Here is a 21,637-nt window from a genome sequence, read left to right as displayed (position 1 = left end):
TCCAATGCGCCTGTCGTGTCCACCCCTGCGATGATAAACTCTGCAAAGGTCGGCGTCAGGACACACCTCCCCCGTTTCGAACCGCCTTTAACCAGCCAAGAGCGCCCGTGCCGCCGCGCGGGCCTCGTCCGTGATCGTGTCACCGGAGAGCATGCGCGCGATTTCCCCTTCGCGCGCGAGGGTGTCCAACGGCACCACGGTCGATGTGGTCTGGTCATCGGCCACCCGTTTTTCCACCCGCCAGTGATGTGCCCCCAAGGCAGCGACCTGTGGTGAGTGAGTGACCACCAGTACCTGACCACCGTCCGCCAACGCGGAAAGGCGGCGGCCAACGGCGTCGGCGGTCGCGCCTCCGACGCCCCGATCGATCTCGTCGAAGATCATCGTCAGGCCCGCGTCACGTTGTTCCGACAGGCACACCTTCAGCGCCAGAAGGAAGCGGCTCAACTCACCGCCGGACGCGATCTTGCCGATCGGACCGGCAGGTGCACCCGGGTTTGTCGCGACGGTGAAAGCCACCGCGTCGCTGCCCTCGGGACCTGCGGAGGTCTCTGACACGTCGGTGATGAAGACCGCCCGCTCCATCTTGAGCGGCGCAAGCTCATCGCAGACCGCGCGGTCGAGCCGTTTCGCCGCTGCGTGACGGCTGTCACGCAGGGCGGCGGCGGCAACATCGTACGCGCGCTCTGCCTCGTCCAACTCTGTTTGCAATCGAGTCAATCGGTCGGCCCCCTGATCCAGCGCCGTGAGGCGATCGCGCAGGTTGTCCGCCAATCCGGGCAGGTCATCCGGCGCGACAGCGTGTTTTCGCGCTAAAGCGCGCAAGGCGAAAAGCCGTTCTTCGGTTGCGTCCAGTTCGTGCGGATCGAAGTCCAAAGCATCGAGGCAGGACGACACGCCCCGCGCCGCATCGTCCAATTCAGCCATTGCACGGGCAAGGGCGGCCAGGGGTTCGTCCAGTTGTCCATCTGCCGCGTCGCTGACGCCTTCGAGCCACCGCAGCGCATCCGCCATCGCGCCTTCGGCCCCGTCCTGCCCCATCACCTGCGCCGCACGCGCGATGTCCTCGCGGATGCGTTCAGAGGCTTGCATCATCCGTCTCCGCGCGTCGAGATCGGCATCCTCGCCCGGCGCTGGTGACAGCTTGTCCAACTCATCAACCGCGTGGCGCAGGAATTCCTCTTCGGCCTGCGCGGCGGCATAGGCCTTTTCGGCCTCGGTCAATGCCTTGCGCGCTTTCGACAGGGTGGTCCACGCCGACTTTACCTCGGCCAACAGTGCATCGTGCCCGGCGAACTGATCCAGCAAAGCGCGGTGCCCCTTGGGGTTCAGCAATCCGCGATCGTCGTGCTGTCCGTGCAGCTCGACCAATGTGTCGGACAGGGCCCGCAGCATCTCGCCGGTGACGCGGCGGTCATTGACCCAACCGGTCTTGCGGCCATCCGCCGTGTTCACGCGTCGCAAGATCAATTCATCCGCATCCTCAAACCCGGCCTCGGCCAAAACATCATGCGCGGGATGCTCTTTTGGCAGATCGAAGACTGCCGTCACTTCGCCCTGCTCTGCCCCGCTGCGGACCAGCTCTGCCCGGCCGCGCCAGCCAAGGACGAAGCCCAAGGAGTCGAGGAGGATGGATTTGCCTGCGCCGGTTTCGCCGGTCAACACGTTCAAACCCGGCTGGAATTCGAGCTCCAGCCGGTCGATGATCAACATGTCCCGTATTTCAAGCGCACGCAGCATTCTGTGCAACCGGGTGCGTGATTACACGCACCGCCCCCCGATCAAAGCCACTGACCGCGGACCATCTGGCGGTACACCTGCCGCAGCCAATTGTCTCCGGTTGCCTTCAACTCAAGGCCCCGGCCCCTCAGCAGTTTGAAGCTGTCCTCGTACCAATCGGTCGACTGGTAATTGTAACCAAGGATGGCCCCCGCGGTCTGCGCCTCATCGGTCAGGCCAAGCGACAGATACGCCTCGACCAGGCGGTGTAGCGCTTCGGCAGTATGCGTGGTGGTCTGGAAATCCTCAACGACCGAACGGAAGCGGTTGATCGCCGCAGCGTAGTGATCCCGGCGCAGGTAGTAGCGCCCAATCTCCATCTCTTTCGCGGCCAGATGATCGAAGGCCAGGTCGAACTTCAGAACCGCGGACCGCGCATATTCGCTGTCCGGATAGCGTTCGATCACGGTGCGCAAGGCTTGCAGGGCCTGGAAGGTCAGCCCCTGGTCGCGGCCCACTTCCTCGATCTGGTCATAGTAGCTGAGCGCGAGAAGGTATTGCGCGTAGGCAGCGTCTTCGTCCGTCGGGTAGAAATCGATATAGCGCTGCGCGGCACCACGGCTGTTCTCGTAATCCTTGTTCTGATGATAGGCGTAGGCCTGCATGATGACAGCGCGCTTGGCCCATTCGGAATAGGGATAGAGACGTTCGACTTCGGAAAAATAGAAAGCGGCATCTTCGGGATCGCTGCGGTCCAGTTCGAATTCACCGCGCTCGTAGATCTGTTCTGCGGTGAAATTCTCGATCGGCACACCGCCGGGACCGAACCCCGGGCGTTCGCCACTGCCGCACGCGCTCAGCGTCACTACCAAGAGCCCCGCTCCGATCACAGCTCTTGCGTATCTGCCCGCTGCCATGCCCGTCACCTTCGATTCACCGCCGTGGCTATATGTGCCACTTGTCTGCATTCGGTCCTAGCACATTAAATCCCGAGGCAAAACGCCTTTAGACTCACATGCGATTTACCGCAGGTCGGACACCAGGGTCCGGTCCATTCATTCACCCAAAAACGGGACTTATGCAACGGCGGGAATCTCGTGCATCTCGACGCCGGTGCCGGGCAGACGCGCGGCCAGTGCCGCCGGGCATTCCCGCACGCGGAAGCCATCCGGTGTCGCAAAAAGCGCGTGGAGGAGCATGTTGGTCAGCGTGTGCCCTGCCTTGTGGCCTTCGTAGTGCCCCAGCAACGGCGCCCCCGCCAGAGCCAGATCGCCCAAGGCGTCAAGCATCTTGTGGCGCACGGCTTCGTCCTCGTGGCGCAAACCGCCAGGGGTCAGCACCGTGTCGCCATCGACGACAACGGCGTTGTCCATCGTCCCGCCAAGCGCTTTGCCCACGGCGCGCATCGCTTCCACATCCGCCGCGCGGCAGAAGGTCCGGCTGTCACACAATTCACGCACGAAAGTGCCGTTGGCGAGATCGAGCGACTTGCTCTGACGACCGATGGCGGCGTCCGAGAAATCGATGTGGAAATCCATCGTCAGACCAGTGCCCGGCCCTAGTCGCGCCCAACCCTGTGCCGTGTGCACTTCGACCGTGCTCAGCACCTCGATCACGCGGATCGGAGCCGCAAGGCGCTTGACCCCCGCTGCCAGGATGGCCCGCACAAACGGCGCGGCGCTGCCATCCATCACGGGGACCTCGGGTCCATCGACCTTGACAAGCGCGTTATGCACACCGCATCCGGCCAGAGCCGCCATGACATGCTCGATCGTGGAGACGGACACACCCGCATCGTTCACGATCAGCGTGCACAGCGGCGATTGTTCCGCGAAATCATAGCGCGCCGGGATCCGCGCGTTGCCCAACCGGATGTCGGTCCGCTCGAACACGATGCCATGATCGGCAGGGGCCGGGCACACGGAGAGGCGCACCGGACGACCGGTGTGCAGGCCCACGCCCGAAAAACGAACTGTCGATTGTACGGTCGTCTGCAAGTGATCCTCGATCCGTTACGCGCGCCTTCAGAAGCACTGCGCTTTGGGATGGGTGATACGCTCTGACCTATCCAGCCTCAAATCAAAGATTGTAACGGCCTGAAACAGAGGCCCTGAGACCATCGGCGGTTTCTTGCCAAGCCCTGCAAGCCATTGTTCCAAAAGAAAAACGCCCCCGTTTCCGGGGGCGTTTGACGCGCGATTTCTCGCGGAATCAGTTGGCTTGGCGGCGCAGGAACGCAGGGATTTCGATGCGCTCCTGGTCTTCGTCCGCTTCCGGCGACGGTGCGCGCGCGGGTGCGGCGGCACCGGATTGCACCGGCGGCGGGGCCGTGCGGCGCACCGGTGTCTCCGGATGCTGGCCATGACCCGTCATGCGATTGATGAGCGAATTGATCCCGAAACGCGGACGTTCCGCATCGGCGGGCTCCGCTTCGGCGGGTGCGCTCGGACGCGTGCCAGCGGCAGGACGCGCGCGCGATGCGGCGGCTTGCAGACGGGCCAAGGCTTCTGCGCTTGGCGTGCCCGGTGCCGGTGCGCGCGGAGCGACGAATTGCTCCGGGTCGGCCTCGATGCTGTCATCGCGCGGATTGAATTCGGCCACCTGCGGACGATAGGCGGGCGCCGGAAGGCCGTCTTCATCAACCGCTTCGTGCTGGGTGTCGTCTTCTTCGAAGATCGTTTCCATCTGCTCTTCGGCAGCTTCGCGCTCTGTCTCCATCTTTCCGAACAGCGACGGCTCTTCGGCGACACGGGCCGCGACCGGCTCGGGCATCGGCTGTTCTTTTTCGGCCTGCTGCGCCTCTTCCACACGGGTCGTCTGGGTCAGCGGCGTGGCGAGCGACCGGCGCGGCACCGGAATGTCGGTGTGCACATCGACGGCGTCGATGCCGGTGGCGACAACGCTGACGCGCATCATGCCCTGCATGTTGTCATCCAGAGTGGAGCCGACGATGATGTTGGCATCCGTGTCCACTTCCTCGCGGATACGGTTGGCCGCCTCGTCGAGCTCGAACAGCGTGAGGTCGTGACCGCCGGTGATGTTGATGAGAACGCCCTTCGCGCCGCGCAGGCTGATTTCGTCCAGCAGCGGGTTCGCGATGGCCTTCTCGGCGGCCTGAATGGCGCGGTCTTCGCCCTCGGCCTCGCCGGTGCCCATCATCGCCTTGCCCATCTCGTCCATCACGGCGCGGACATCGGCAAAGTCGAGGTTGATGAGGCCCGGACGCACCATCAGGTCGGTCACACCTTTCACACCCTGGTACAGCACGTCATCCGCCATGCTGAACGCTTCGGTGAAGGTTGTCTTTTCGTTGGCGAGCCGGAACAGGTTTTGGTTCGGAATGATGATCAGCGTATCGACGACCTTCTGAAGCGCGTCGACCCCATCCTCGGCCTGCTTCATCCGCTTGTTGCCCTCGAACTGGAAGGGCTTGGTCACGACGCCAACGGTGAGAACACCAAGCTCACGTGCGGCTTGCGCGATGATCGGAGCAGCACCCGTTCCGGTGCCGCCGCCCATCCCGGCGGTGATGAAGCACATATGCGCGCCCGCAAGGTGATCGACGATCTGTTCGATGCTTTCTTCCGCAGCAGCGGCACCGACGGTTGCGCGGGCGCCTGCACCCAAACCTTCGGTGACTTTCACCCCAAGCTGGATCCGGCTGGTCGACCGGCTTTGCTGAAGGGCTTGCGCGTCCGTGTTCGCAACCACGAAGTCGACACCCTCAAGGGATTTGTCGATCATGTTGTTCACGGCGTTGCCGCCAGCGCCGCCGACACCGAACACGGTGATGCGGGGTTTCAATTCGTCTTGTCCGGGCACCGAAAGGTTCAATGTCATGTCTCTATCCGCCTGCTAGTTTCGCTCCATTCGGAGCTTTTTCTGCACCTATCAGTGGCAGTATTATCGTCCAGATGCGCGAAGGTCACGCAAAAAACACGGTTTTGCCCCCAAATATGGCCTGTTTCCTATCGAAGATCGCGGAATTTCGCCAAGTTGTCGATATATAGCGGCCAAAGCTCATCCAACCACTAGGCAATCGAAGAGATACCGCCCGAAGCGGCTCTGGAAATTTTGTCTGGATCGGTGCCTGCTCGAGCCCGCCTTTATTTTTTTTAAATCATAGCATGATCCCCCGAAAACCTCCAGCGGCAGTTGCGATGTCGCGGATTGATTCCCGGGCGAAAACGCGAAACCTCGCCCGCCCTGACATCAGTGTGTGATTGCGCGCGCGATACCGCTCCGACTATGATCACGTCAGGAGGAGACGATGTTCAGGGCACTCATGACCGCCGTGTGCCTGGCCGGGCTGTGCCCGGGTCAGAGCGAAGCGCAAACGCCTGTGTCCCAGGCGCGCATCGGTGTGCTCGCCTACCTTGGATACGAGGATGCGTTGGTCCGGTGGCACGGGCTCAAACGATACCTCGATGCGACGGTACCAAGCCATGAATTCGATCTTGTTCCCATGACACTGGCCTCCGCCTCGTCGCAGATCGCGAGCGGACAGATTGATTTCGTGCTCACCAACCCGGGGCACTATGTCGATCTTGCGCAAGATCACGCCATGAGCGTGATTGCGACCCGCAATCTCCAACGCAGCGACGGCACCTATTCCGCCGAATTCGGCAGCCTCATCATCGCGCGCGCGGGGTCGGGCATCGAAGAACTTGTCGATGCGCGCGGCAAGACTGTGGTCGCGATCGACAAGATGGCGTTCGGTGGCTTTCAGTTGGCCTGGCGCGAATTCGACAATGCCCAGATCAATTTGTTCACAGACACCGAGGCCTTGGTTTTCGTCGGGTTTCCGATGGATGGCGTCATCAAGCGCGTTGCCACGGGACAGGCCGATATCGGGATCATCCGCAGCGGGCTGATGGAGCGCGCGATTTCCGAGGGCAGCTATGCCAAGGATGACTTCGTCTATCTCAACACCAACGTCACATACGCGCATCCCGACATGATCAGCACCCGGCTTTACCCGGAATGGCCCTTCGCGGCACTTGCAAATGTGGATCCACGCCTGCGGGACGCCGTGGCGATCGCCCTTCTGAGCGCAAAGGACAACCCGGTCGCCCAGGACATGAGATTGCGCAATTATTGGTCGTCGCCCGTCGCCTATAATGCCGCCATCGATCTCAAACGCGCTTTCGCGCTGCGAGTCGAACAACCCACCTTGTGGCAACGAGTGATCGGACTGGTGCCGCTTATCCTCGTGATCGCGGCAGGGCTCGGCGCCGCGACCGCGCTGGCGTTTCGGTTTACTCGAGATCGGTCAAACCAGATGCTCCGGTCGGGCTCGTCCGACCAGACCCCGGACAAGGACCTGCCCAGTCTGACGAAGCGAGAACGTCAGATCCTCGACTACATCACGCAAGGTTATTCTTCGAAAGAGATCGCGCAGCGTCTCGAAATCAGCCCCAAAACGGTGGAGTTTCACCGCGCCAATCTTCTCAAGAAGTTCGACGCGCGATCCTCTACCCAACTGGTGGCGCTGGCCAGTTGACGATCGTTCCCTAGGCATCTCCCGGGGATGATTTCCGGACCAACCCGTGGTTCACCCGAGGTGCTTCCCATCCCCTCCTGTGCAAAGCTGGGATACGGGTCGCACGTGCGATCCGGCAACGAAAACGGGAGGACAGCATGAAATATCTGACATCACTGGTACTGGCCTGCGCCATCGCCATTCTGGGCGTCGCGGCGACAACCACCGACGCCGAAGCACAAGAGCGCTATGGCAAGCAGAAGGTCGTGTACCACATCAACTACTCCGGCGGAGAGGACGACCGCGCCTACCGCGGCGCTCTGCGCAACATGCAGAACCACATCAACGCCGTCGGCGCCGAGAACATGGACATCAAGCTGGTCCTGCACGGCGATGGGTTGGGTGTTCTGGCAGCGGCCAAGACGAACCAGATGCTGCAAGGGCAGGTTCTTGAACTGAAAGGGCAGAACGTGGCGATCCATGTCTGCAACAACACGCTTCAAGGTCGCGAGATTTCCTACGAGAACGATCTTTTCGACGTGTTCGAAGAGGACATCGTGCCAAGCGGCGTGGCAGAGCTGTCGCATCTGCAAATGCAGGGATACACTTACATCAAGCCGTGACCTCCGATCAGAACTGATCGTGGAATGATTGTGAAAAGGCCGCCGGTTGGCGGCCTTTTTCATCGTTGGACATCATCAATCGCGGAAGAATTGCGCCGTCGGAGGCCAACGGGCCTCCAGCGTCACCAATTGTCCCGGAACCACTTGACCGCCCGCTTGAGCGACCGCGCCGGATAGCGATCCACCGGGATCTCGAAATCCCACCATTCGTCCTGTGGATGCGCGGCGAAAAGGCACAAACCGACCGCACTTGCAAAGCCCGGACCGGTCGCCGCTTGAGGCAGACCGTGGACACGCATGGGACGACCCAAGCGCACCTGCTGCCCGAGGATCTTCGTGGCCAAACCATCCAGGCCTGGAATCTGGCTGGCCCCGCCCGTCAGCACGATCTGCTGGCTTGGCAGATGCTCGAACCCGGCCGCGTCGAGCCGTGCGCGCACCTCTTCGAGGATTTCCTCGACGCGCGGGCGCATGATCCCGATCAGCTCGGCCCGGCTGACCGAGCGCCGGTCGTGATGCCAGTCGCCCGTATCGCCGCCGATCTCGATCATGTCGCGGTCGTCCATACCGGTGGCCACGACGCCTCCGTGGAAGGTCTTGATCCGCTCAGCCACGGCCATTGGAACTTGCAACCCCATCGAGATATCGCTGGTCACGTGATCGCCACCCATGCGCACCGCATCGGCGTAGATCATGTGCTTCTTCATGAAGATCGACAGCCCGGTCGAGCCGCCGCCCATGTCGATGCACGCGGCGCCCAGTTCCTGTTCGTCCTCGACCAGAGCCGAGACACCCGACACATAAGCCGAGCTTGCGATCCCCGCCAATTCGAGGTCACAGCGCTTCATGCAATGCGCAAGATTCTGGATCGCCATCGCGTCCACCGTCAGCATGTGCATGTCCGTCGCCAGTTCCTGACCGATCTGCCCGCGCGGGTCGATCAACCCGCTGCGATGGTCCAAAGCGAAATTCACCGGCTGCGCGTGCAGTACTTCGCGGCCATGTCCGAAATCAGGCACGTCACAGGCCGACAGCACGCGGGCCACGTCCTGTTCGTCCACCGTCGTGCCGGCCACTTCGACCTTGCCCGCAAGCCCGTAGCTGCGGGGATCGGCGCCGGCAAAGCTGGCGATCACGTGATCTACCCGGATCTGCGCCATCTTCTGCGCCGCCTGCACCGCCGTGCGGATCGCCCGCTCGGTTTCGCCCATGGAGTCGATTTCGCCGAAGCGCACACCGCGTGACCGTGTGGTCGCCGCGCCGATGACGCGGAATCCCGACTGTCCCGCCAAAGAGCCGATGGAGTCGCTCTCGATACCCCGGTCCGTTCCGTCAAACCGCAGCACAAGACAGGCGATCTTGGAACTGCCGATGTCGAGAATGGCAATCACCCCTCGCTGCATCGCCGCCCTGCGCATGTTGCGCATCGCCCGTTGAGACTCGTAAAGCTCGATCATTCCACTGGTTCCCCTGCCTCGATCGCCCGGATGCGGAGCAATTCCTGCACCGCTCCATCTGTCATTCTGAGTGTTGGTCGGTTCGGCAGTCGCAAATCGACCGCCACGAGATCGCGTTCCAGCATGTCGACCGCCTGGTCCATCGCGATCACGCGTTCAAGCGCCTGCACGGCTTCGGTCTCGGGCAGCAGGATGCGCTGACCCCGGTCCAGCACCACGTCCCAGCGGCGTTCACCCATACGCACTAGGCCACGCAACCGCGTGGAGAGCGGCTCTGCCGCAGCAACGAGTTCCAGCGCCTCGTCGACGTGGGTGTTGGCACCATCGCCCACGATCAGCGGCAATTCCGGCCAGTCCGAGCGAACGAAAGCCGGTCCGACCAGCACGCCCTCGTCGTCCAAAAGCTGCAACCCCCGGTCATTGCGCCAGAGCACCACCGGGATGCGTTCCACCACGTCGACCTGCAAGACGTTGCCCTGCCGCACGTAAAGTCGCGCCGATTTCACCGGGTCCAGCGACACGACGGTTTCGCGCATCGCTTCGAGATCAAGATCGAACGAGCTGATCGGGAAATCCAACGGCAGCATCTGGCGAATGCCCTCGGCCACCAGGTCACTCGCGCCGTCCACTGCCATCATGTTGACCATGAATTCCGGGCGGCTTTCCACCTGGGCGCGCAGATCGGCGTAGGTGTCGATGATCTTCATTCGGTTTTGGTCTACCGACAGCCACCAGCTCGCGGCCCCAAACGTCAAGAGACAGGGCAAGCCGAACCGCAGCAGAAAGCGGAAGAGCGGCGTCAGCATGAGCCGCTCCATCCGGTACTTCAACCGCGACGGCGCAGGATCGGGGCGCGCGCTCATCTGTGACATGACGCATCCTCCACCATCCAGCGACACAGCGCACCAAAGCTCATACCCGTATGCGCCGCCTGCTCTGGCGTGAGCGAGGTGGGCGTCATGCCGGGTTGTGTGTTGGTTTCAAGAAGAATGAGCCCATCGAGCCCCTTCGCCGCGTCCCAGCGGAAATCGGTGCGCGTCACGCCCCGACATCCCAGCGCCTTGTGCGCGCGCACGGCGTAGTCCAGGCAAGCGGACGTGATTTCGTCGGGTACGTCCGCGGGCAGCACGTGCCGCGATCCGCCCGGTTTGTATTTCGCGTCGTAGTCGTACCAGCCATCGGTCAGAATATCGGTCACGCAAAGCGCCCGGTCTCCGACGACGGTCGTCGTCAGTTCACGGCCCGGCGCAAAGGCTTCGACCATCACGGTCTCTGGCATATCATCGGAAAGCTGTGGCGGGCCATTGGCGTCGTCGTGCACGAGGTACACGCCTACCGAGGAGCCTTCGTTGAACGGCTTGACCACATAGGGCGGCGTCATGACATGGCGGCTGCAAACGTCGTCGCGCGCGGCCAGAACGCTGTCCACGACAGGCAGATTGTGGCGACGATACACGTCCTTGGTGCGCTCCTTGTCCATCGCCAGCGCCGAGGCCAGAACACCGGAATGCGTGTACGGGATACGCAGCCATTCCAGCACACCCTGAACACAGCCGTCCTCGCCCCAGCGACCATGCAGGGCATTGAAACACACGTCAGGGGAAAGAGTGGTGAGCACGGATGCAAGATCACGGCCCGCATCGACCTCGTGAACCTCGTACCCTTCACCCCGCAAAGCGGCCGCGCATTCGCGCCCAGACGACAGAGACACCTCGCGTTCGGCCGAGGGGCCACCCATCAACACTGCCACTTTCGGGTTTGCCCTGCTCGACATACCCAAAATCGCCTCAAATCATGGGGGTTTTCCCCCATTTCTGCCCGGGGCCAAGCCCCTTGTTATAGTGTGCAACCTGCCCGGCGCACCGCCTTCACCTGCGAGGGTTCATCCCTCGTCCGGTCGCGTCGTATCACCCAACGGCTCACCGACGCGTTTGATTTCCCATTGTAACTCTATTCCAGAGTGCAAGAAAACCTTTTTTCTCACCTCTTCGCCCAATCCTTCGAGGTCCGCCGCCGTGGCGCCACCGGTGTTCACAAGGAAGTTCGGATGTTTCGGCGACATCTGCGCCCCGCCCCGGGTCGCGCCGCGCAGGCCGGCGTTGTCGATCACCTTCCACGCCTTGAGGTCATGCACATCGTCCGCAGTCCCGGTCGAAGAGAACCCCGCCGGGTTGCGGAACGTGCTGCCTGCGGTGCGGTCCTTGGTCGGCTGGGTCGCATCGCGCTTGGCCAATTGGTCTTCCATCCGGGCGTGCAGGGACGCGGGATCGCCCTTGGCCCCTTCGAAAACCGCATTGACCACGACCGCGCCTTCGGGCAGGACGCTCGACCGATAGGCAAGCCCGAGATCGGCGACTGGAAGCGTCACCAACTCGCCGGAGCGCAGCACGGCGCGAACTTCGACGAGATGATCGGCCACGTAAGATCCGTAGCAGCCCGCATTCATGCACACCGCACCGCCGATCGCGCCGGGGATGGTCCGCAGAAATGTCAGGTCCACACCCGCATCCGCCGCCTTGCGCGCGACATGCGCATCGAGCGCTGCCGCCCCCGCCGTCACGCGCGTGCCGTCGATCGAAATGCCGTTGAACCCCCGCCCCATGCGGATCACCACCGCCCGCAATCCGCCGTCGCGGACGATCAGGTTCGACCCCACACCCATCGGGAAGACCGGCACATCCGCGGGCAAATCGCGGAGGAAGGCCTGCAAATCCTCAAGGTCCGCTGGCTGAAACAACCAATCGGCAGGCCCGCCTACACGCAGCCAGGTCAGATCGGAAAGCGGTTTGTCGGGCGTCAGATTGCCCCGGACATCAGGAAGCGTATTCATGTCGCGCGTTTTGCCCAAAGGGCCGTCGCGCGTAAAGCCTCATTCGGCGCGGCGCGTCACCTGGCGGATGACCCAGGCCAACAGGTATCGCAACGGCCAGCGGAAAACGCTCGCCGCCGCGACGGTGAACGCCAATCCCCAGAAGACACCGTCCTGCACGTAGACCCACACCAGGATCGGCGCGCCGAGCAGCATCAGGAGATACGCGCGCCGCCAATGATTGTCGTTCGATGGGATCGCCGCGAGGATGGCAGCCAGTATGATCCAGCAGCAGGCGGCGCTCAGGGAATAGCTCATCATCGGGGGATCTCCACCTTTTGCCCGGTCAGGCGCTTCCAGAAATAGCGCAACGGGTTTCGATACATCGACACGAACGCGGCGAGAGCCGCAATCGCCACCCATGCGCCCAAAGCCCGCGAGATCAGAAAGATCAGCACTGGCGCGGCCAGAAGCAACGCGACGCCCGGAACGTATTGCCAGCGCATCGGCAGCATGGCCACGAGAGCCGAAGCAAAGACCCAAAAGATACAGAGCCAAAGAAGCATCAATCGGCGCCCCGCTACCCGAAATTCAAACTTGGCGGTCTGTTAACCGCAACTTCGGGGCGAAATCTGGACCGTGCGGGGACGATCCCGTGAAATGTTGGCTAGGACGTGGCGAGAACCCAATGGGCGGCATCCTCGGCAGCGGCGAGCGCGCCCTCGAGAAATCCGCCCATCTCCAGGGCCAATTCGGTCGAGGCCACGTAAACGCGCGCTCCCATCGGGGCTTTCAACGCCGCGGGCAGTCCGTAAGCCGGGTGATGCGTCAGCGGGTCCTGATCCAGCGCCGCCGCTGTGTACGGATCCTCGGCCCAGTCGGTGTAGAACACCTCCACAGGGGACCCGGCTTTCGGGCCGAACAACAACTCCAATTGCGACACGCACGCCTGCATTACCGCCGCGCTTTGACCTCGGCGTAAGGCCGCTGGCACACCAAGAAACCCGAACAAAGCGCCTTTGGTGTCGGTGCTGGCGTCATGAATTTCGACCATCGGTCCCCGTCGGCTCATCGCGTCACCGGACAGACCATCAGCACGCCAAAAGGGCTGGTCGTACACGGCCACGAACTTCGCGTGTCCCGCCATCCACGTAGGTATCGCGGCGAGCGCCGTGTCCACCTCTGGGGTAAGCGCGGGCGCAAAGGTCACTTGCCTGACAATCCGGGGTGGCATAGCAAGCACGATCTTGTCCGCCGCAACCGTGCGCCCATCCGCAAAACCCAGCGTTCCGTCGTCCGATACCGACACCAGCGTTCGTGCGGTCTCGACGCTCATGTCCGGCAGCCCGTCCCCAAGCCCGGAGGCGATGGCCCCCATGCCGCCCCGCACCCTCAAGGAGCCTTGCATCGACGAAAACCCCCGGTCGCGGATCACTTCGCCTTGCTCGGTCTCGTACAACAAGGCGCCGGCGGCGTATTGTTCGAACACCTCCAGACCCAGGTCCCGGATCAATGCCGCCATGCGCGGCTGCCCGGGCCAGAACCACGAAGGGCCAAGATCGAACCCGTCCGCGCCCAGATGTTCTGTCTTGATCCGCCCGCCCAACCGGGACCGCGCCTCAAACAGTCGGAACGGCACGCCCGCGTCATGCAAATACCGCGCCAGAGCGAGGCCGGTCAGTCCTCCACCGACAATTGCAACAGCGGCGGTCATGCGGATCAAACGGTAGGCGCGGCGGCGAAGCCCAGATGCCCGGTCTTCATCCAGACTTTCGCGCCGTCCGGACCAGCCTTGGCGTGCAAGGGCATACCATCCGGCAACCTGAGCCAGGATCCGGTGTGCAAGATATCCCCGCCTTCACTGAGGCTGCCGTCGATCACCAGGATCTCGATGCCTCCGGGTGCGGTCTCTTCCATCGCCGTGTCCGGCTCTACCACGAGGTATGACACGACCTCGCGCGGATCGCGGTGCAATTCGGCGCGCGCCACGCCGTGTCGCGCGGGCCCAAGCTCTGCCGCCATGTCCTTGCGGAATTGCGTGCGATCATCCAGATCGAACTGCCAAAGCTTCACAAAGATCGTGCAGCCCGCCTCGGCCCCCGGCGTGTGCGACGAGGTCGGCGGATTGCGCACATACGTCCCCGCCGGGTAATCGCCGTGTTCGTCCTGAAAAACACCGTCCAGCACGATGAACTCTTCCCCGCCTGTGTGGGTATGGGCAGAGAAATGACTGCCGGGCGCATAGCGTACGATGGAGGTCGCACGGGCAACCTCGTCCCCGATGCGGTCAAGCATGCGGCGATCCACACCGGCCATCGGCGACGCCACCCACCGCTCTTGCGCGGAATGCACCAGCACCCGTTTGGAAAAATCCGCGTTCAGCTCCACTGTCCTGCTCCTTCGTCACCGGTTTCGGCGCAGAGATAGCCCCCTTTCACCGCAAAGGAACCCCAAGAAGCTGCGTGCCGGGGTTCTCGGTCAACCGAAAACCGAGGATGCGTCACCGCATCCTCGTCCCGGCGTTGCGCTACTGCGCCAACCGCTCCGGCAACCCGTTGGCCCAAGCGCTGATCGTCCCGGCACCGAGGCAGACCACGATGTCCCCCGGACGCGCCTGTTCGCGGACCAGCCGTTCCAGATCGTCCTCGTTCAGAATAGCCCGCGCGTGGCGATGTCCGTGGCGGATCAGGCCCGCGACCAGATCATCGCGCGATGCGCCTTCAATCGGGTCCTCGCCGGCCGAGAAGACCTCGGCGATGGCGACCACATCCGCTTCGTTGAAACAGGCGCAGAAATCGTCGAAGAGGCTGGCCAGGCGCGTATAGCGATGCGGCTGGTGCACCGCGATCACCCGACCGTCCGAGGCCTGACGTGCGGCTTTGAGCACCGCCGCGATCTCAACGGGATGGTGGCCGTAATCGTCGATGATCGTCACCCCGTTCCATTCGCCCACCTTGGTGAAACGGCGATTCACACCACCGAAGGCCGCAAGAGCTTCGCGGATCTCGGATTTCTTCATGCCCAGATGCCGTGCCACAGCGACGGCGGAGAGCGCGTTGGACACGTTGTGATCGCCGGGCATCGGCAAGGTGCAGCCCTCGATCACATCACCTTCGGCCTGCAAGGCGATGTCGAAATGCGCCACGCCCTTTTCGTAACGCAGGTTCACCGCCCGCACATCGGCTTGCGCATTAAAACCATAGGTCACCACACGGCGGTCGGTGACTTTGCCCACGAGGCGCTGCACCTCTTCATGGTCGGTGCAGCACACCGCCAGCCCGTAGAAGGGAATATTCGAGACGAAATCCTGAAACCCCTGCCGCAGCCGGTCGAAATCGCCCCAGTGCTCCATATGCTCCGGGTCGATATTGGTGACGACGCCGATGGTTGCGGGAAGCCGGTTGAACGATCCGTCAGACTCATCCGCCTCCACCACCATCCATTCGCCCTGCCCCATCCGGGCATTCGAGCCATAGGCGTGGATGATGCCGCCGTTGATGACAGTCGGGTCGAACCCGCCCGCCACCATCAATTCGGCCATCATGGTCGTGGTGGTCGTCTTGCCATGCGTCCCGGCAATCGCGATGTTTGACTTGAGCCGCATCAGCTCGGCCAGCATATCCGCACGCCGCACCACTGGCAGGCCACGCTTTCGGGCTTCGTCCAGTTCGGGATTGCCCGGCTTGATCGCGGTCGAGACAACGACAACTTCTGCCCCGTCGAGGTTTTCCGCCCGCTGACCTTCGAAAATGCGCGCGCCCAGATCGGCGAGGCGGTTCGTGATCTTCGACGCCTTCAGGTCCGACCCCTGCACCGTATAGCCAAGGTTCACCAGCACCTCCGCAATGCCGGACATGCCAATGCCACCGATGCCCACGAAATGAATGGCCCCGATATCGACAGGGAGTTTGGTGGCGGCGTTCATTCGGTCGGTCCTTCCGGGTCTTGAGATATGTGTCCGGCCAGCGTCTCCACGAGCGCGGCAAGGTCTTGTGCAGCTTCGGGTTTGGCCTGCCGCAGAGCCGCCAGCGACATTTGCAAAGCCGCATCGGGATTTTGCAAAACCGCCAGGATTTGCTCGGCGAGGCTGTCAACGTTCAGCTTGCTTTCGGGAATGCGGATCGCCGCCCCCGCCTCGACCAGTCCACGCGCGTTGGCGCTCTGATGATCGCCCGTGGCAGCGGCGTATGGGATCAGGATCGACGGCCGCCCGATGACGGAAATATCCGCTACACTCGACGCGCCAGAGCGCGAGATGACAAGCTGCGCTTCGCTCATGCGGGTCGACACGTCGTTGAAGAAGGGCTGCACATCGGCCGTGACGCCATGTTCCGCGTAATAGGCCGCGACCCGTTCGCCGTCTTCGTCGCGGGCCTGATGGCTGACGCGCAGATGCTGAAGGGTCTCGAGCGGTAAGGACGCGATGGCCGGAGGCACGACGTCCGACAGGATGCGTGCGCCCTGGCTGCCGCCGATCACGAGGATCGACATCGGGTAATCGCCCGGCGAGATATAGGCCGCCCCGGCGCGCTCCTTGATGGCCAACCGTACGGGATTGCCGACATGCACCGCGTTCACACCTTCGGGCAAGTCCGTCGGCCAAGTGCCGCAGGCCACCTGATCCACCCGCTTGGCAAAGATCGCGTTAACCCGGCCAAGCACGCCGTTCTGTTCATGGATCATCCGGGGCCGCTTGAGCAGCCATGCCGCACCCAGCGCAGGGATCGAGGGGTAGCCGCCGAAGCCGACCACCACGTCCGGTCTGTCGCGCATCATCCTCATGGACATCGAGATCACGCCGCCAAGCACCCGGAACGGCACCAGTGCCTTCGTCAGCACCCCGCCGCGCGCGAAGGTCGCGCTGGCCACCTGCTCGATCTCGGTCGAATGGGGAAAGCCGCCGGTGTAGCGGGCGCCGCGTGCATCCGTGGACAGCTTGACCCGCCAGCCACGGCGCAACATCACCTCGGCCAGGGCCTGCGCGGGGAACATATGTCCGCCGGTCCCACCCGCTGCGATGATCAAGTATGGTTTCCGCATTGTCGCCCCACCCAACGATTGCAGGACAGAGACCTGTCCCGACCCCGTTTGTCAACAAACCGGGATGCGAATGCCCCAGATGATGGCCCTAGCGCAACCGGCCTCGCAAGATATCGCCGATTTCGCCCTGCGGACGGCTGCGGGTGAAGGCCAGCAGCATGCCCACAGCGATCCCGCCTGCAATCAGGGACGATCCGCCGTAGCTCACGAAGGGCAGCGTCATGCCCTTGGCGGGCAGCAGACGCACCGCCACGCCCATGTTGATCATCGCCTGAACGCCGAACATGCAGGCCAATCCGGTTCCGGCCAGTCGGATGAACGGATCGCGTTCGCGGATCAGCCGCATGAGCGAGCGCACGACGATGGTCGTGTAGAGCGCGATGATGATGAGGACGAGAACGAGCCCGTATTCCTCGGCGGCGACGGCGATGATGAAATCGGTATGCGCATCCGGGAGCGACCATTTCACCTGGCCTTCACCGACGCCGACACCCAGAAAGCCCCCCTCGCGGATGGCGTTGGTCGCGTAGCCCAACTGCGTGGTCGGATCGACTTCGGGGCTGAGAAAGCCGTCGATGCGGCGCGCAAAGTGTTCGGAATTCTGGTAGGCGACCGTGCCTGCCAAGACGACCAACCCCGCCATGATCATGAGCAGGAGCATCGGCGCTCCGGCCACGAAATACATCACGCCCCAACCGAACAGCACGAGGCACGCCTGGCCGAAATCAGGCTGTAGGGCGAGCATCAGAACGATGCTGATGGTCAAGGCGAACGACAGTGACTTGCCCGGCGGGCCGCCGAGCTCCTGACTGGCGGCAAGAAGCCACGCGGCAACGATCACGAAGGTCGGTTTGAGAAATTCGGACGGCTGGATCGAGGCGAAGCCCAGCGAATACCACCGCACCGCGCCCTTGCCGAAATCCGTGCCGAAAAAGGGCAGCATGCTCAGCGCGACAAAGGCAGCGATGAACCCCAGAACCGCCAATCGCCGCACGACAATCGGGCCAAGCATGGAGACGAAGATCATCACGCAAAGCGCCAGCCCTCCGAACACCGCCTGCCTTTGCACGTAGTGGAAGGGCGCAAACCCGTTGCGTTCGGCCAAGGGCGGCGAGGCTGCCAGCCCCAACAGGATACCGATGCCAAAAAGGATCAGGATGCAGGACAATGACCATCTGTCGACCGTGCGCCACCATTTCGGCAACACAGGTTCGCCTGCGCGCGTGGGTGCCGCGCCATAGACCATTTCTGTCATGGTTTCACCGCTATTACTGCCTCAATCGCCCGTGTTTGCCCGGGTCTCTGACGGCACTCTAACCCATATGATTCGCCCGATCCAGAGGAATGATTCGTCCTCGCGCTCTTGCGTGTCGCGCCGTTTAGTGATGGATGCCCGCCATGCAGGTCGAGACACTGATCCTTGGCGCCGGCGCGGCCGGCATGATGTGCGCGGCACAGGCCGGGCCTTCGACGCTTGTGATCGACCATGCCAAGGCCCCGGGCGAAAAAATTCGCATCTCGGGTGGCGGTCGCTGTAACTTCACCAATCTGCACACCGATCCGGCGCGGTTCCTCGGACAGAACCCGCATTTCCACAAATCCGCGCTTAGCCGGTATACACAGTGGGATTTTCTAGACCTCGTGGATCGTCACAAGATCGCGTGGCACGAAAAAACGCTGGGGCAGCTCTTCTGCGATGACAAGGCGACCCAGATCGTCGAGATGCTCCGGGCAGAGCTATCGACAGCGGGGGCGCAGCTTTGGCTGCAAACGTCACTGGCCGACCTGACCCATGACGGAACGCTCTTCACCGCGCAGCTCGAGCGCGAAGGCAAGCGTCAGACCGTCACCGCCCGCAATCTGGTGCTGGCGACCGGGGGCAAATCGATCCCCAAGATGGGGGCTACCGGGCTTGCCTACGACATCGCCCGGCGGTTCGGGCATACGGTCACAGACACCCGCCCTGCCCTCGTGCCACTGACCTTCTCGGACCAACGCTTCGCGCCCCTTTCCGGTGTCGCCACCCCGGTGGTGGCCGAGGCCAACGGCACCGCTTTCGAAGAGGCGCTGCTCTTCACCCATCGCGGGTTAAGCGGCCCGGCGGTCCTCCAGATCTCGAGCTACTGGACGGAGGGCGACGCGATCCATGTGAACCTGCTGCCCGACCATGATCTGCCCGGCACGCTCAAAACCGCGCGGCAGACCCAGGGCAAGCGCAACGTGACCACGGCATTGGCAGAAATCCTGCCGGAACGTCTTGTGGATCATCTTTCGGCTGACCTGCGCCTGACCGGCAATGTCGGCGATCTGTCGGACAAACGCATCGACGAGATCACGCATCACCTGCGCCACTGGACGTTGACGCCCACGGGTAGCGAGGGCTATCGCACCGCCGAAGTGACGCTTGGCGGCATCTCGACCGACCGGATCGACAGCAAAACCATGATGTCACGCGACGTGCCTGGCCTCTACATGATCGGGGAAGCGGTGGACGTGACCGGCTGGCTGGGGGGCTACAACTTTCAATGGGCGTGGAGCTCCGGTGTCGCCGCGGGCCGTGCCATCCGCGAACGGTCTTGAAGTTTCGAAAAACTGTTACATGCTTTGACCATGCCACCAGCCACCCAGTCCCCCAAAAAATCGCACGCTCTGTTGCGCGGGCCACTGCGTGACACGGTGAACCGGTTTGCCCGCGGGATCGATGCTCCGCGGGCAAAGGAACGTATCTGGGTCGACCCACAGGAATTGAATCGCACCTACATTCGCAATCCGGACGTGACCCCCGATTTCAAGCGCCGCCACTCCGGATTGGTGCTCGATGGCGATTGGGATCAGAAGACCGAACCCACAGATCAGTCGTGGAAGATCGCCGCCTGCCTCGCTCATTTCCGCGATGGCGTTCCGTGGGAGGATACCGGCGTCTTTGCACGGATGCAGGACATGATTGCAGAGCGCGGGACGTTCGACAGTTGTCGGACGCTGGAAGACGTCGAAGCGCGCTATGCAGCCATCGATCAGCTTTACGACAACATCCGCGACCACGGCTTTCAGGACCACTCCATCCGTAAATTCGGCACGCCGCGCCTGCCGGAAGGGGTGTTCGTCCATATCGACCGCAACGGCGATCCGATCTTCGGAGCGATCGGCAACCATCGCCTCGGCATCGCCCGCGCGCTAGGGCTGACCCGCATCCCTGCACAGCTAGGCGTCGTCCATCCCGCCGCCTTGGAGACAGGATCCTTGGCGCAATACCGGGATGCGCGATCATGATCGCTTTGCGCGACGCGATCCGCGCGGGCGTTCCGGTCAAGGCGGCCCGCGATCTCGCCAATCGGCTGCGCTACGGCCCCGACGCGCCGCAGAGCGACGAGCTCATCTGGATCCGCGCGCGCGACGTGACGGACTGGTACAAACCCGACCCCGAAAACGGAGCGCCGCGCTTTCGCAGGCGTCACTCCGGCATGGTCGCCCCTGGCGACTGGGACCGGTCGACCACGCCGTTCGGCAGCCACCTCAAGCTCAACAGCATTCGGCAACATTTCGAAGAGGGCGTTCCCTGGCAGGAAACCGAGCTTTTCGCGTGGATGCTCGATAGGATCAAAGAGCACGGTCGCATCGACGGCTGCCACACGCGAGAGGAACTCATCGCGCGGTACGAGCGGCTTGACCGGATTTACGACGAAGCCAAGCGCACGCGGCGCCTGCGGCCGCACGGGTCGGTCAACCAGACACGCGGCGAACATGGCGGTATCCTTGTCCATATCGCGCGCGACGGAACGCCCCTACGCGACGGCGGCGGGATGCACCGCTTTGCCATCGCACATATCCTCGACCTGCCGAAGGTGCCCGCGCAATTGGGCGTCATCCATCCCGATGCCGTCCAAGAGGGGCTGATGGCCGAGCTACGCAAAGGTCCGGTTCGGCAATAAACTGCCGGTCTTTTGACAGGGCGCGGGAACAGTTTCCATGAGGCCGATGTTTATCGGCTGCAACAACACATGGAGACCATCATGTTCAAGCAGCTTGCTACCGGCATCGCCTTTTCGGCACTCGCAACTGTCGGCTTCGCCGCCCAGACTGTCAGCGAGATTGACGTCTCTGTCGATCTTCCCGCCATCGAGAACAGTGAGGCGGCCCAGGTCTGGACATCGCTCGGCACCGACCTCGAAACCGCCATCGCAGAACGCGTCGCGTCCCAATTGGGCGAAAACGGGTCCGAAGTGGTTGTCGATATCAACGAGGTCGCGTTGGCGTCGGCTTTCGAAAACGCCTATGCGCTGGAAGACTCCACTCTCTCGGGCATTGTTGAAATCCGCGTGCCCGGAGTGCTGAACAACGAAGAATACGAGCTGTCTGTCACCGCAGGTCAGGCCATCTCGGCCGCTTCGCCCGATGTGGACCTTGCCAGCATGACCATCGCCAGCGCCGAAGTGTACCGAGCGATGATTGATGCCTTCGCCGACAATGTCGCGCAGAAACTCAAGTAAACCAGACACTTGACCCGTGG

General features: G+C 62.8%; 21 protein-coding genes. 6 read left to right on the top strand and 15 right to left on the bottom strand.

Annotated elements, in window-relative coordinates:
• Positions 1 to 87: 87 nt before the first annotated feature.
• From recN to ftsZ, 4 genes are all read right to left on the bottom strand, one after another.
• Positions 88 to 1,740 (bottom strand): DNA repair protein RecN, encoded by a 1,653-nt coding sequence (gene recN, locus Q1B16_RS04000; protein ID WP_299784926.1) that lies wholly within the window; start codon positions 1,738 to 1,740, stop codon positions 88 to 90.
• A 41-nt stretch (positions 1,741 to 1,781) separates the two neighbouring features.
• Positions 1,782 to 2,636, bottom strand: a complete 855-nt coding sequence (locus Q1B16_RS03995) for an outer membrane protein assembly factor BamD (RefSeq protein WP_299784925.1) — start codon at positions 2,634 to 2,636, stop codon at positions 1,782 to 1,784.
• Positions 2,637 to 2,795: 159 nt separating this feature from the next.
• A complete protein-coding gene (lpxC, locus tag Q1B16_RS03990) occupies positions 2,796 to 3,716 on the bottom strand; it encodes a UDP-3-O-acyl-N-acetylglucosamine deacetylase (protein ID WP_299784924.1) in 921 nt (306 codons plus the stop codon).
• Between the two features lie 214 nt (positions 3,717 to 3,930).
• Positions 3,931 to 5,559 carry a cell division protein FtsZ gene (gene ftsZ / locus Q1B16_RS03985; protein ID WP_299784923.1) on the bottom strand — a complete coding sequence of 543 codons (1,629 nt, stop codon included), beginning with the start codon at positions 5,557 to 5,559 and terminating at the stop codon, positions 3,931 to 3,933.
• A 430-nt stretch (positions 5,560 to 5,989) separates the two neighbouring features.
• Between ftsZ and Q1B16_RS03980 the strand changes: the two genes are divergently transcribed.
• Together Q1B16_RS03980 and Q1B16_RS03975 are read left to right on the top strand one after the other, a co-directional pair.
• Positions 5,990 to 7,222 (top strand): PhnD/SsuA/transferrin family substrate-binding protein, encoded by a 1,233-nt coding sequence (locus tag Q1B16_RS03980; RefSeq protein WP_299784922.1) that lies wholly within the window; start codon positions 5,990 to 5,992, stop codon positions 7,220 to 7,222.
• A 137-nt stretch (positions 7,223 to 7,359) separates the two neighbouring features.
• On the top strand, positions 7,360 to 7,824 hold the full coding sequence (locus Q1B16_RS03975) for a DsrE family protein (RefSeq protein WP_299784921.1): 465 nt from the start codon (positions 7,360 to 7,362) through the stop codon (positions 7,822 to 7,824).
• Between the two features lie 122 nt (positions 7,825 to 7,946).
• Here Q1B16_RS03975 and ftsA read toward each other — a convergent pair whose 3' ends face one another.
• From ftsA to ftsW, 11 genes are all read right to left on the bottom strand, one after another.
• Entirely contained in the window at positions 7,947 to 9,281 is a 1,335-nt protein-coding gene (ftsA, locus tag Q1B16_RS03970) for a cell division protein FtsA (RefSeq protein WP_299784920.1), read from the bottom strand.
• A complete protein-coding gene (locus Q1B16_RS03965) occupies positions 9,278 to 10,153 on the bottom strand; it encodes a cell division protein FtsQ/DivIB (RefSeq protein WP_299784919.1) in 876 nt (291 codons plus the stop codon). The genes ftsA and Q1B16_RS03965 overlap by 4 nt, the downstream gene beginning before the upstream one ends.
• The gene (locus tag Q1B16_RS03960; protein WP_299784918.1) at positions 10,141 to 11,061 is read right to left on the bottom strand and encodes a D-alanine--D-alanine ligase; all 921 of its coding nucleotides are present in this window, start codon (positions 11,059 to 11,061) and stop codon (positions 10,141 to 10,143) included. The genes Q1B16_RS03965 and Q1B16_RS03960 overlap by 13 nt, the downstream gene beginning before the upstream one ends.
• A 102-nt stretch (positions 11,062 to 11,163) precedes the next feature.
• Positions 11,164 to 12,111, bottom strand: coding sequence for a UDP-N-acetylmuramate dehydrogenase (murB, locus tag Q1B16_RS03955; protein ID WP_299784917.1), 948 nt, complete (start codon positions 12,109 to 12,111; stop codon positions 11,164 to 11,166).
• Between the two features lie 39 nt (positions 12,112 to 12,150).
• Positions 12,151 to 12,411 (bottom strand): DUF2484 family protein, encoded by a 261-nt coding sequence (locus Q1B16_RS03950; RefSeq protein ID WP_366140132.1) that lies wholly within the window; start codon positions 12,409 to 12,411, stop codon positions 12,151 to 12,153.
• Positions 12,408 to 12,656, bottom strand: a complete 249-nt coding sequence (locus Q1B16_RS03945; RefSeq protein WP_299784916.1) for a DUF2484 family protein — start codon at positions 12,654 to 12,656, stop codon at positions 12,408 to 12,410. The genes Q1B16_RS03950 and Q1B16_RS03945 overlap by 4 nt, the downstream gene beginning before the upstream one ends.
• A 101-nt stretch (positions 12,657 to 12,757) precedes the next feature.
• Positions 12,758 to 13,804, bottom strand: coding sequence for an FAD-dependent oxidoreductase (locus tag Q1B16_RS03940; RefSeq protein WP_299784915.1), 1,047 nt, complete (start codon positions 13,802 to 13,804; stop codon positions 12,758 to 12,760).
• A 5-nt stretch (positions 13,805 to 13,809) separates the two neighbouring features.
• The gene (locus Q1B16_RS03935) at positions 13,810 to 14,478 is read right to left on the bottom strand and encodes a cupin domain-containing protein (protein WP_299784914.1); all 669 of its coding nucleotides are present in this window, start codon (positions 14,476 to 14,478) and stop codon (positions 13,810 to 13,812) included.
• A 139-nt stretch (positions 14,479 to 14,617) separates the two neighbouring features.
• Entirely contained in the window at positions 14,618 to 16,015 is a 1,398-nt protein-coding gene (murC, locus tag Q1B16_RS03930; RefSeq protein ID WP_299784913.1) for a UDP-N-acetylmuramate--L-alanine ligase, read from the bottom strand.
• Entirely contained in the window at positions 16,012 to 17,130 is a 1,119-nt protein-coding gene (locus tag Q1B16_RS03925; RefSeq protein WP_299784912.1) for a UDP-N-acetylglucosamine--N-acetylmuramyl-(pentapeptide) pyrophosphoryl-undecaprenol N-acetylglucosamine transferase, read from the bottom strand. Before Q1B16_RS03925 ends, murC begins: the two co-directional genes overlap by 4 nt.
• A gap of 88 nt (positions 17,131 to 17,218) precedes the next feature.
• Positions 17,219 to 18,385 (bottom strand): putative lipid II flippase FtsW, encoded by a 1,167-nt coding sequence (gene ftsW / locus Q1B16_RS03920; RefSeq protein ID WP_299784911.1) that lies wholly within the window; start codon positions 18,383 to 18,385, stop codon positions 17,219 to 17,221.
• A gap of 143 nt (positions 18,386 to 18,528) precedes the next feature.
• Here ftsW and Q1B16_RS03915 point away from each other — a divergent pair, with 143 nt between their 5' ends.
• From Q1B16_RS03915 to Q1B16_RS03900, 4 genes are all read left to right on the top strand, one after another.
• The gene (locus tag Q1B16_RS03915; RefSeq protein WP_299784910.1) at positions 18,529 to 19,710 is read left to right on the top strand and encodes an NAD(P)/FAD-dependent oxidoreductase; all 1,182 of its coding nucleotides are present in this window, start codon (positions 18,529 to 18,531) and stop codon (positions 19,708 to 19,710) included.
• Between the two features lie 30 nt (positions 19,711 to 19,740).
• Positions 19,741 to 20,400, top strand: coding sequence for a hypothetical protein (locus Q1B16_RS03910; RefSeq protein ID WP_299784909.1), 660 nt, complete (start codon positions 19,741 to 19,743; stop codon positions 20,398 to 20,400).
• Positions 20,397 to 21,059: a hypothetical protein gene (locus tag Q1B16_RS03905; protein ID WP_299784908.1), complete on the top strand. Its 663-nt coding sequence runs from the start codon at positions 20,397 to 20,399 to the stop codon at positions 21,057 to 21,059. The genes Q1B16_RS03910 and Q1B16_RS03905 overlap by 4 nt, the downstream gene beginning before the upstream one ends.
• 81 nt (positions 21,060 to 21,140) lie before the next feature.
• Positions 21,141 to 21,617, top strand: coding sequence for a hypothetical protein (locus Q1B16_RS03900; protein ID WP_299784907.1), 477 nt, complete (start codon positions 21,141 to 21,143; stop codon positions 21,615 to 21,617).
• Positions 21,618 to 21,637 lie beyond the last annotated feature (20 nt).

Source organism: uncultured Marivita sp., assembly GCF_947488135.1.
In the GTDB taxonomy this organism is placed as follows: Bacteria; Pseudomonadota; Alphaproteobacteria; order Rhodobacterales; family Rhodobacteraceae; genus Marivita.
This window is presented reverse-complemented; position numbering and strand designations above follow the sequence as displayed.

What these genes read in the sequence shown, in the direction of transcription:
- recN (WP_299784926.1), bottom strand. Translation starts at nt 1,740, where the DNA reads ATGCTGCGTGCGCTTGAAATACGGGACATGTTGATCATCGACCGGCTG.
- Q1B16_RS03995 (WP_299784925.1), bottom strand. Translation starts at nt 2,636, where the DNA reads ATGGCAGCGGGCAGATACGCAAGAGCTGTGATCGGAGCGGGGCTCTTG.
- ftsZ (WP_299784923.1), bottom strand. Translation starts at nt 5,559, where the DNA reads ATGACATTGAACCTTTCGGTGCCCGGACAAGACGAATTGAAACCCCGC.
- Q1B16_RS03980 (WP_299784922.1), top strand. Translation starts at nt 5,990, where the DNA reads ATGTTCAGGGCACTCATGACCGCCGTGTGCCTGGCCGGGCTGTGCCCG.
- Q1B16_RS03975 (WP_299784921.1), top strand. Translation starts at nt 7,360, where the DNA reads ATGAAATATCTGACATCACTGGTACTGGCCTGCGCCATCGCCATTCTG.
- ftsA (WP_299784920.1), bottom strand. Translation starts at nt 9,281, where the DNA reads ATGATCGAGCTTTACGAGTCTCAACGGGCGATGCGCAACATGCGCAGG.
- Q1B16_RS03965 (WP_299784919.1), bottom strand. Translation starts at nt 10,153, where the DNA reads ATGTCACAGATGAGCGCGCGCCCCGATCCTGCGCCGTCGCGGTTGAAG.
- murB (WP_299784917.1), bottom strand. Translation starts at nt 12,111, where the DNA reads ATGAATACGCTTCCTGATGTCCGGGGCAATCTGACGCCCGACAAACCG.
- Q1B16_RS03950 (WP_366140132.1), bottom strand. Translation starts at nt 12,411, where the DNA reads ATGATGAGCTATTCCCTGAGCGCCGCCTGCTGCTGGATCATACTGGCT.
- Q1B16_RS03945 (WP_299784916.1), bottom strand. Translation starts at nt 12,656, where the DNA reads ATGCTTCTTTGGCTCTGTATCTTTTGGGTCTTTGCTTCGGCTCTCGTG.
- Q1B16_RS03940 (WP_299784915.1), bottom strand. Translation starts at nt 13,804, where the DNA reads ATGACCGCCGCTGTTGCAATTGTCGGTGGAGGACTGACCGGCCTCGCT.
- murC (WP_299784913.1), bottom strand. Translation starts at nt 16,015, where the DNA reads ATGAACGCCGCCACCAAACTCCCTGTCGATATCGGGGCCATTCATTTC.
- Q1B16_RS03925 (WP_299784912.1), bottom strand. Translation starts at nt 17,130, where the DNA reads ATGCGGAAACCATACTTGATCATCGCAGCGGGTGGGACCGGCGGACAT.
- ftsW (WP_299784911.1), bottom strand. Translation starts at nt 18,385, where the DNA reads ATGACAGAAATGGTCTATGGCGCGGCACCCACGCGCGCAGGCGAACCT.
- Q1B16_RS03915 (WP_299784910.1), top strand. Translation starts at nt 18,529, where the DNA reads ATGCAGGTCGAGACACTGATCCTTGGCGCCGGCGCGGCCGGCATGATG.
- Q1B16_RS03910 (WP_299784909.1), top strand. Translation starts at nt 19,741, where the DNA reads ATGCCACCAGCCACCCAGTCCCCCAAAAAATCGCACGCTCTGTTGCGC.
- Q1B16_RS03905 (WP_299784908.1), top strand. Translation starts at nt 20,397, where the DNA reads ATGATCGCTTTGCGCGACGCGATCCGCGCGGGCGTTCCGGTCAAGGCG.
- Q1B16_RS03900 (WP_299784907.1), top strand. Translation starts at nt 21,141, where the DNA reads ATGTTCAAGCAGCTTGCTACCGGCATCGCCTTTTCGGCACTCGCAACT.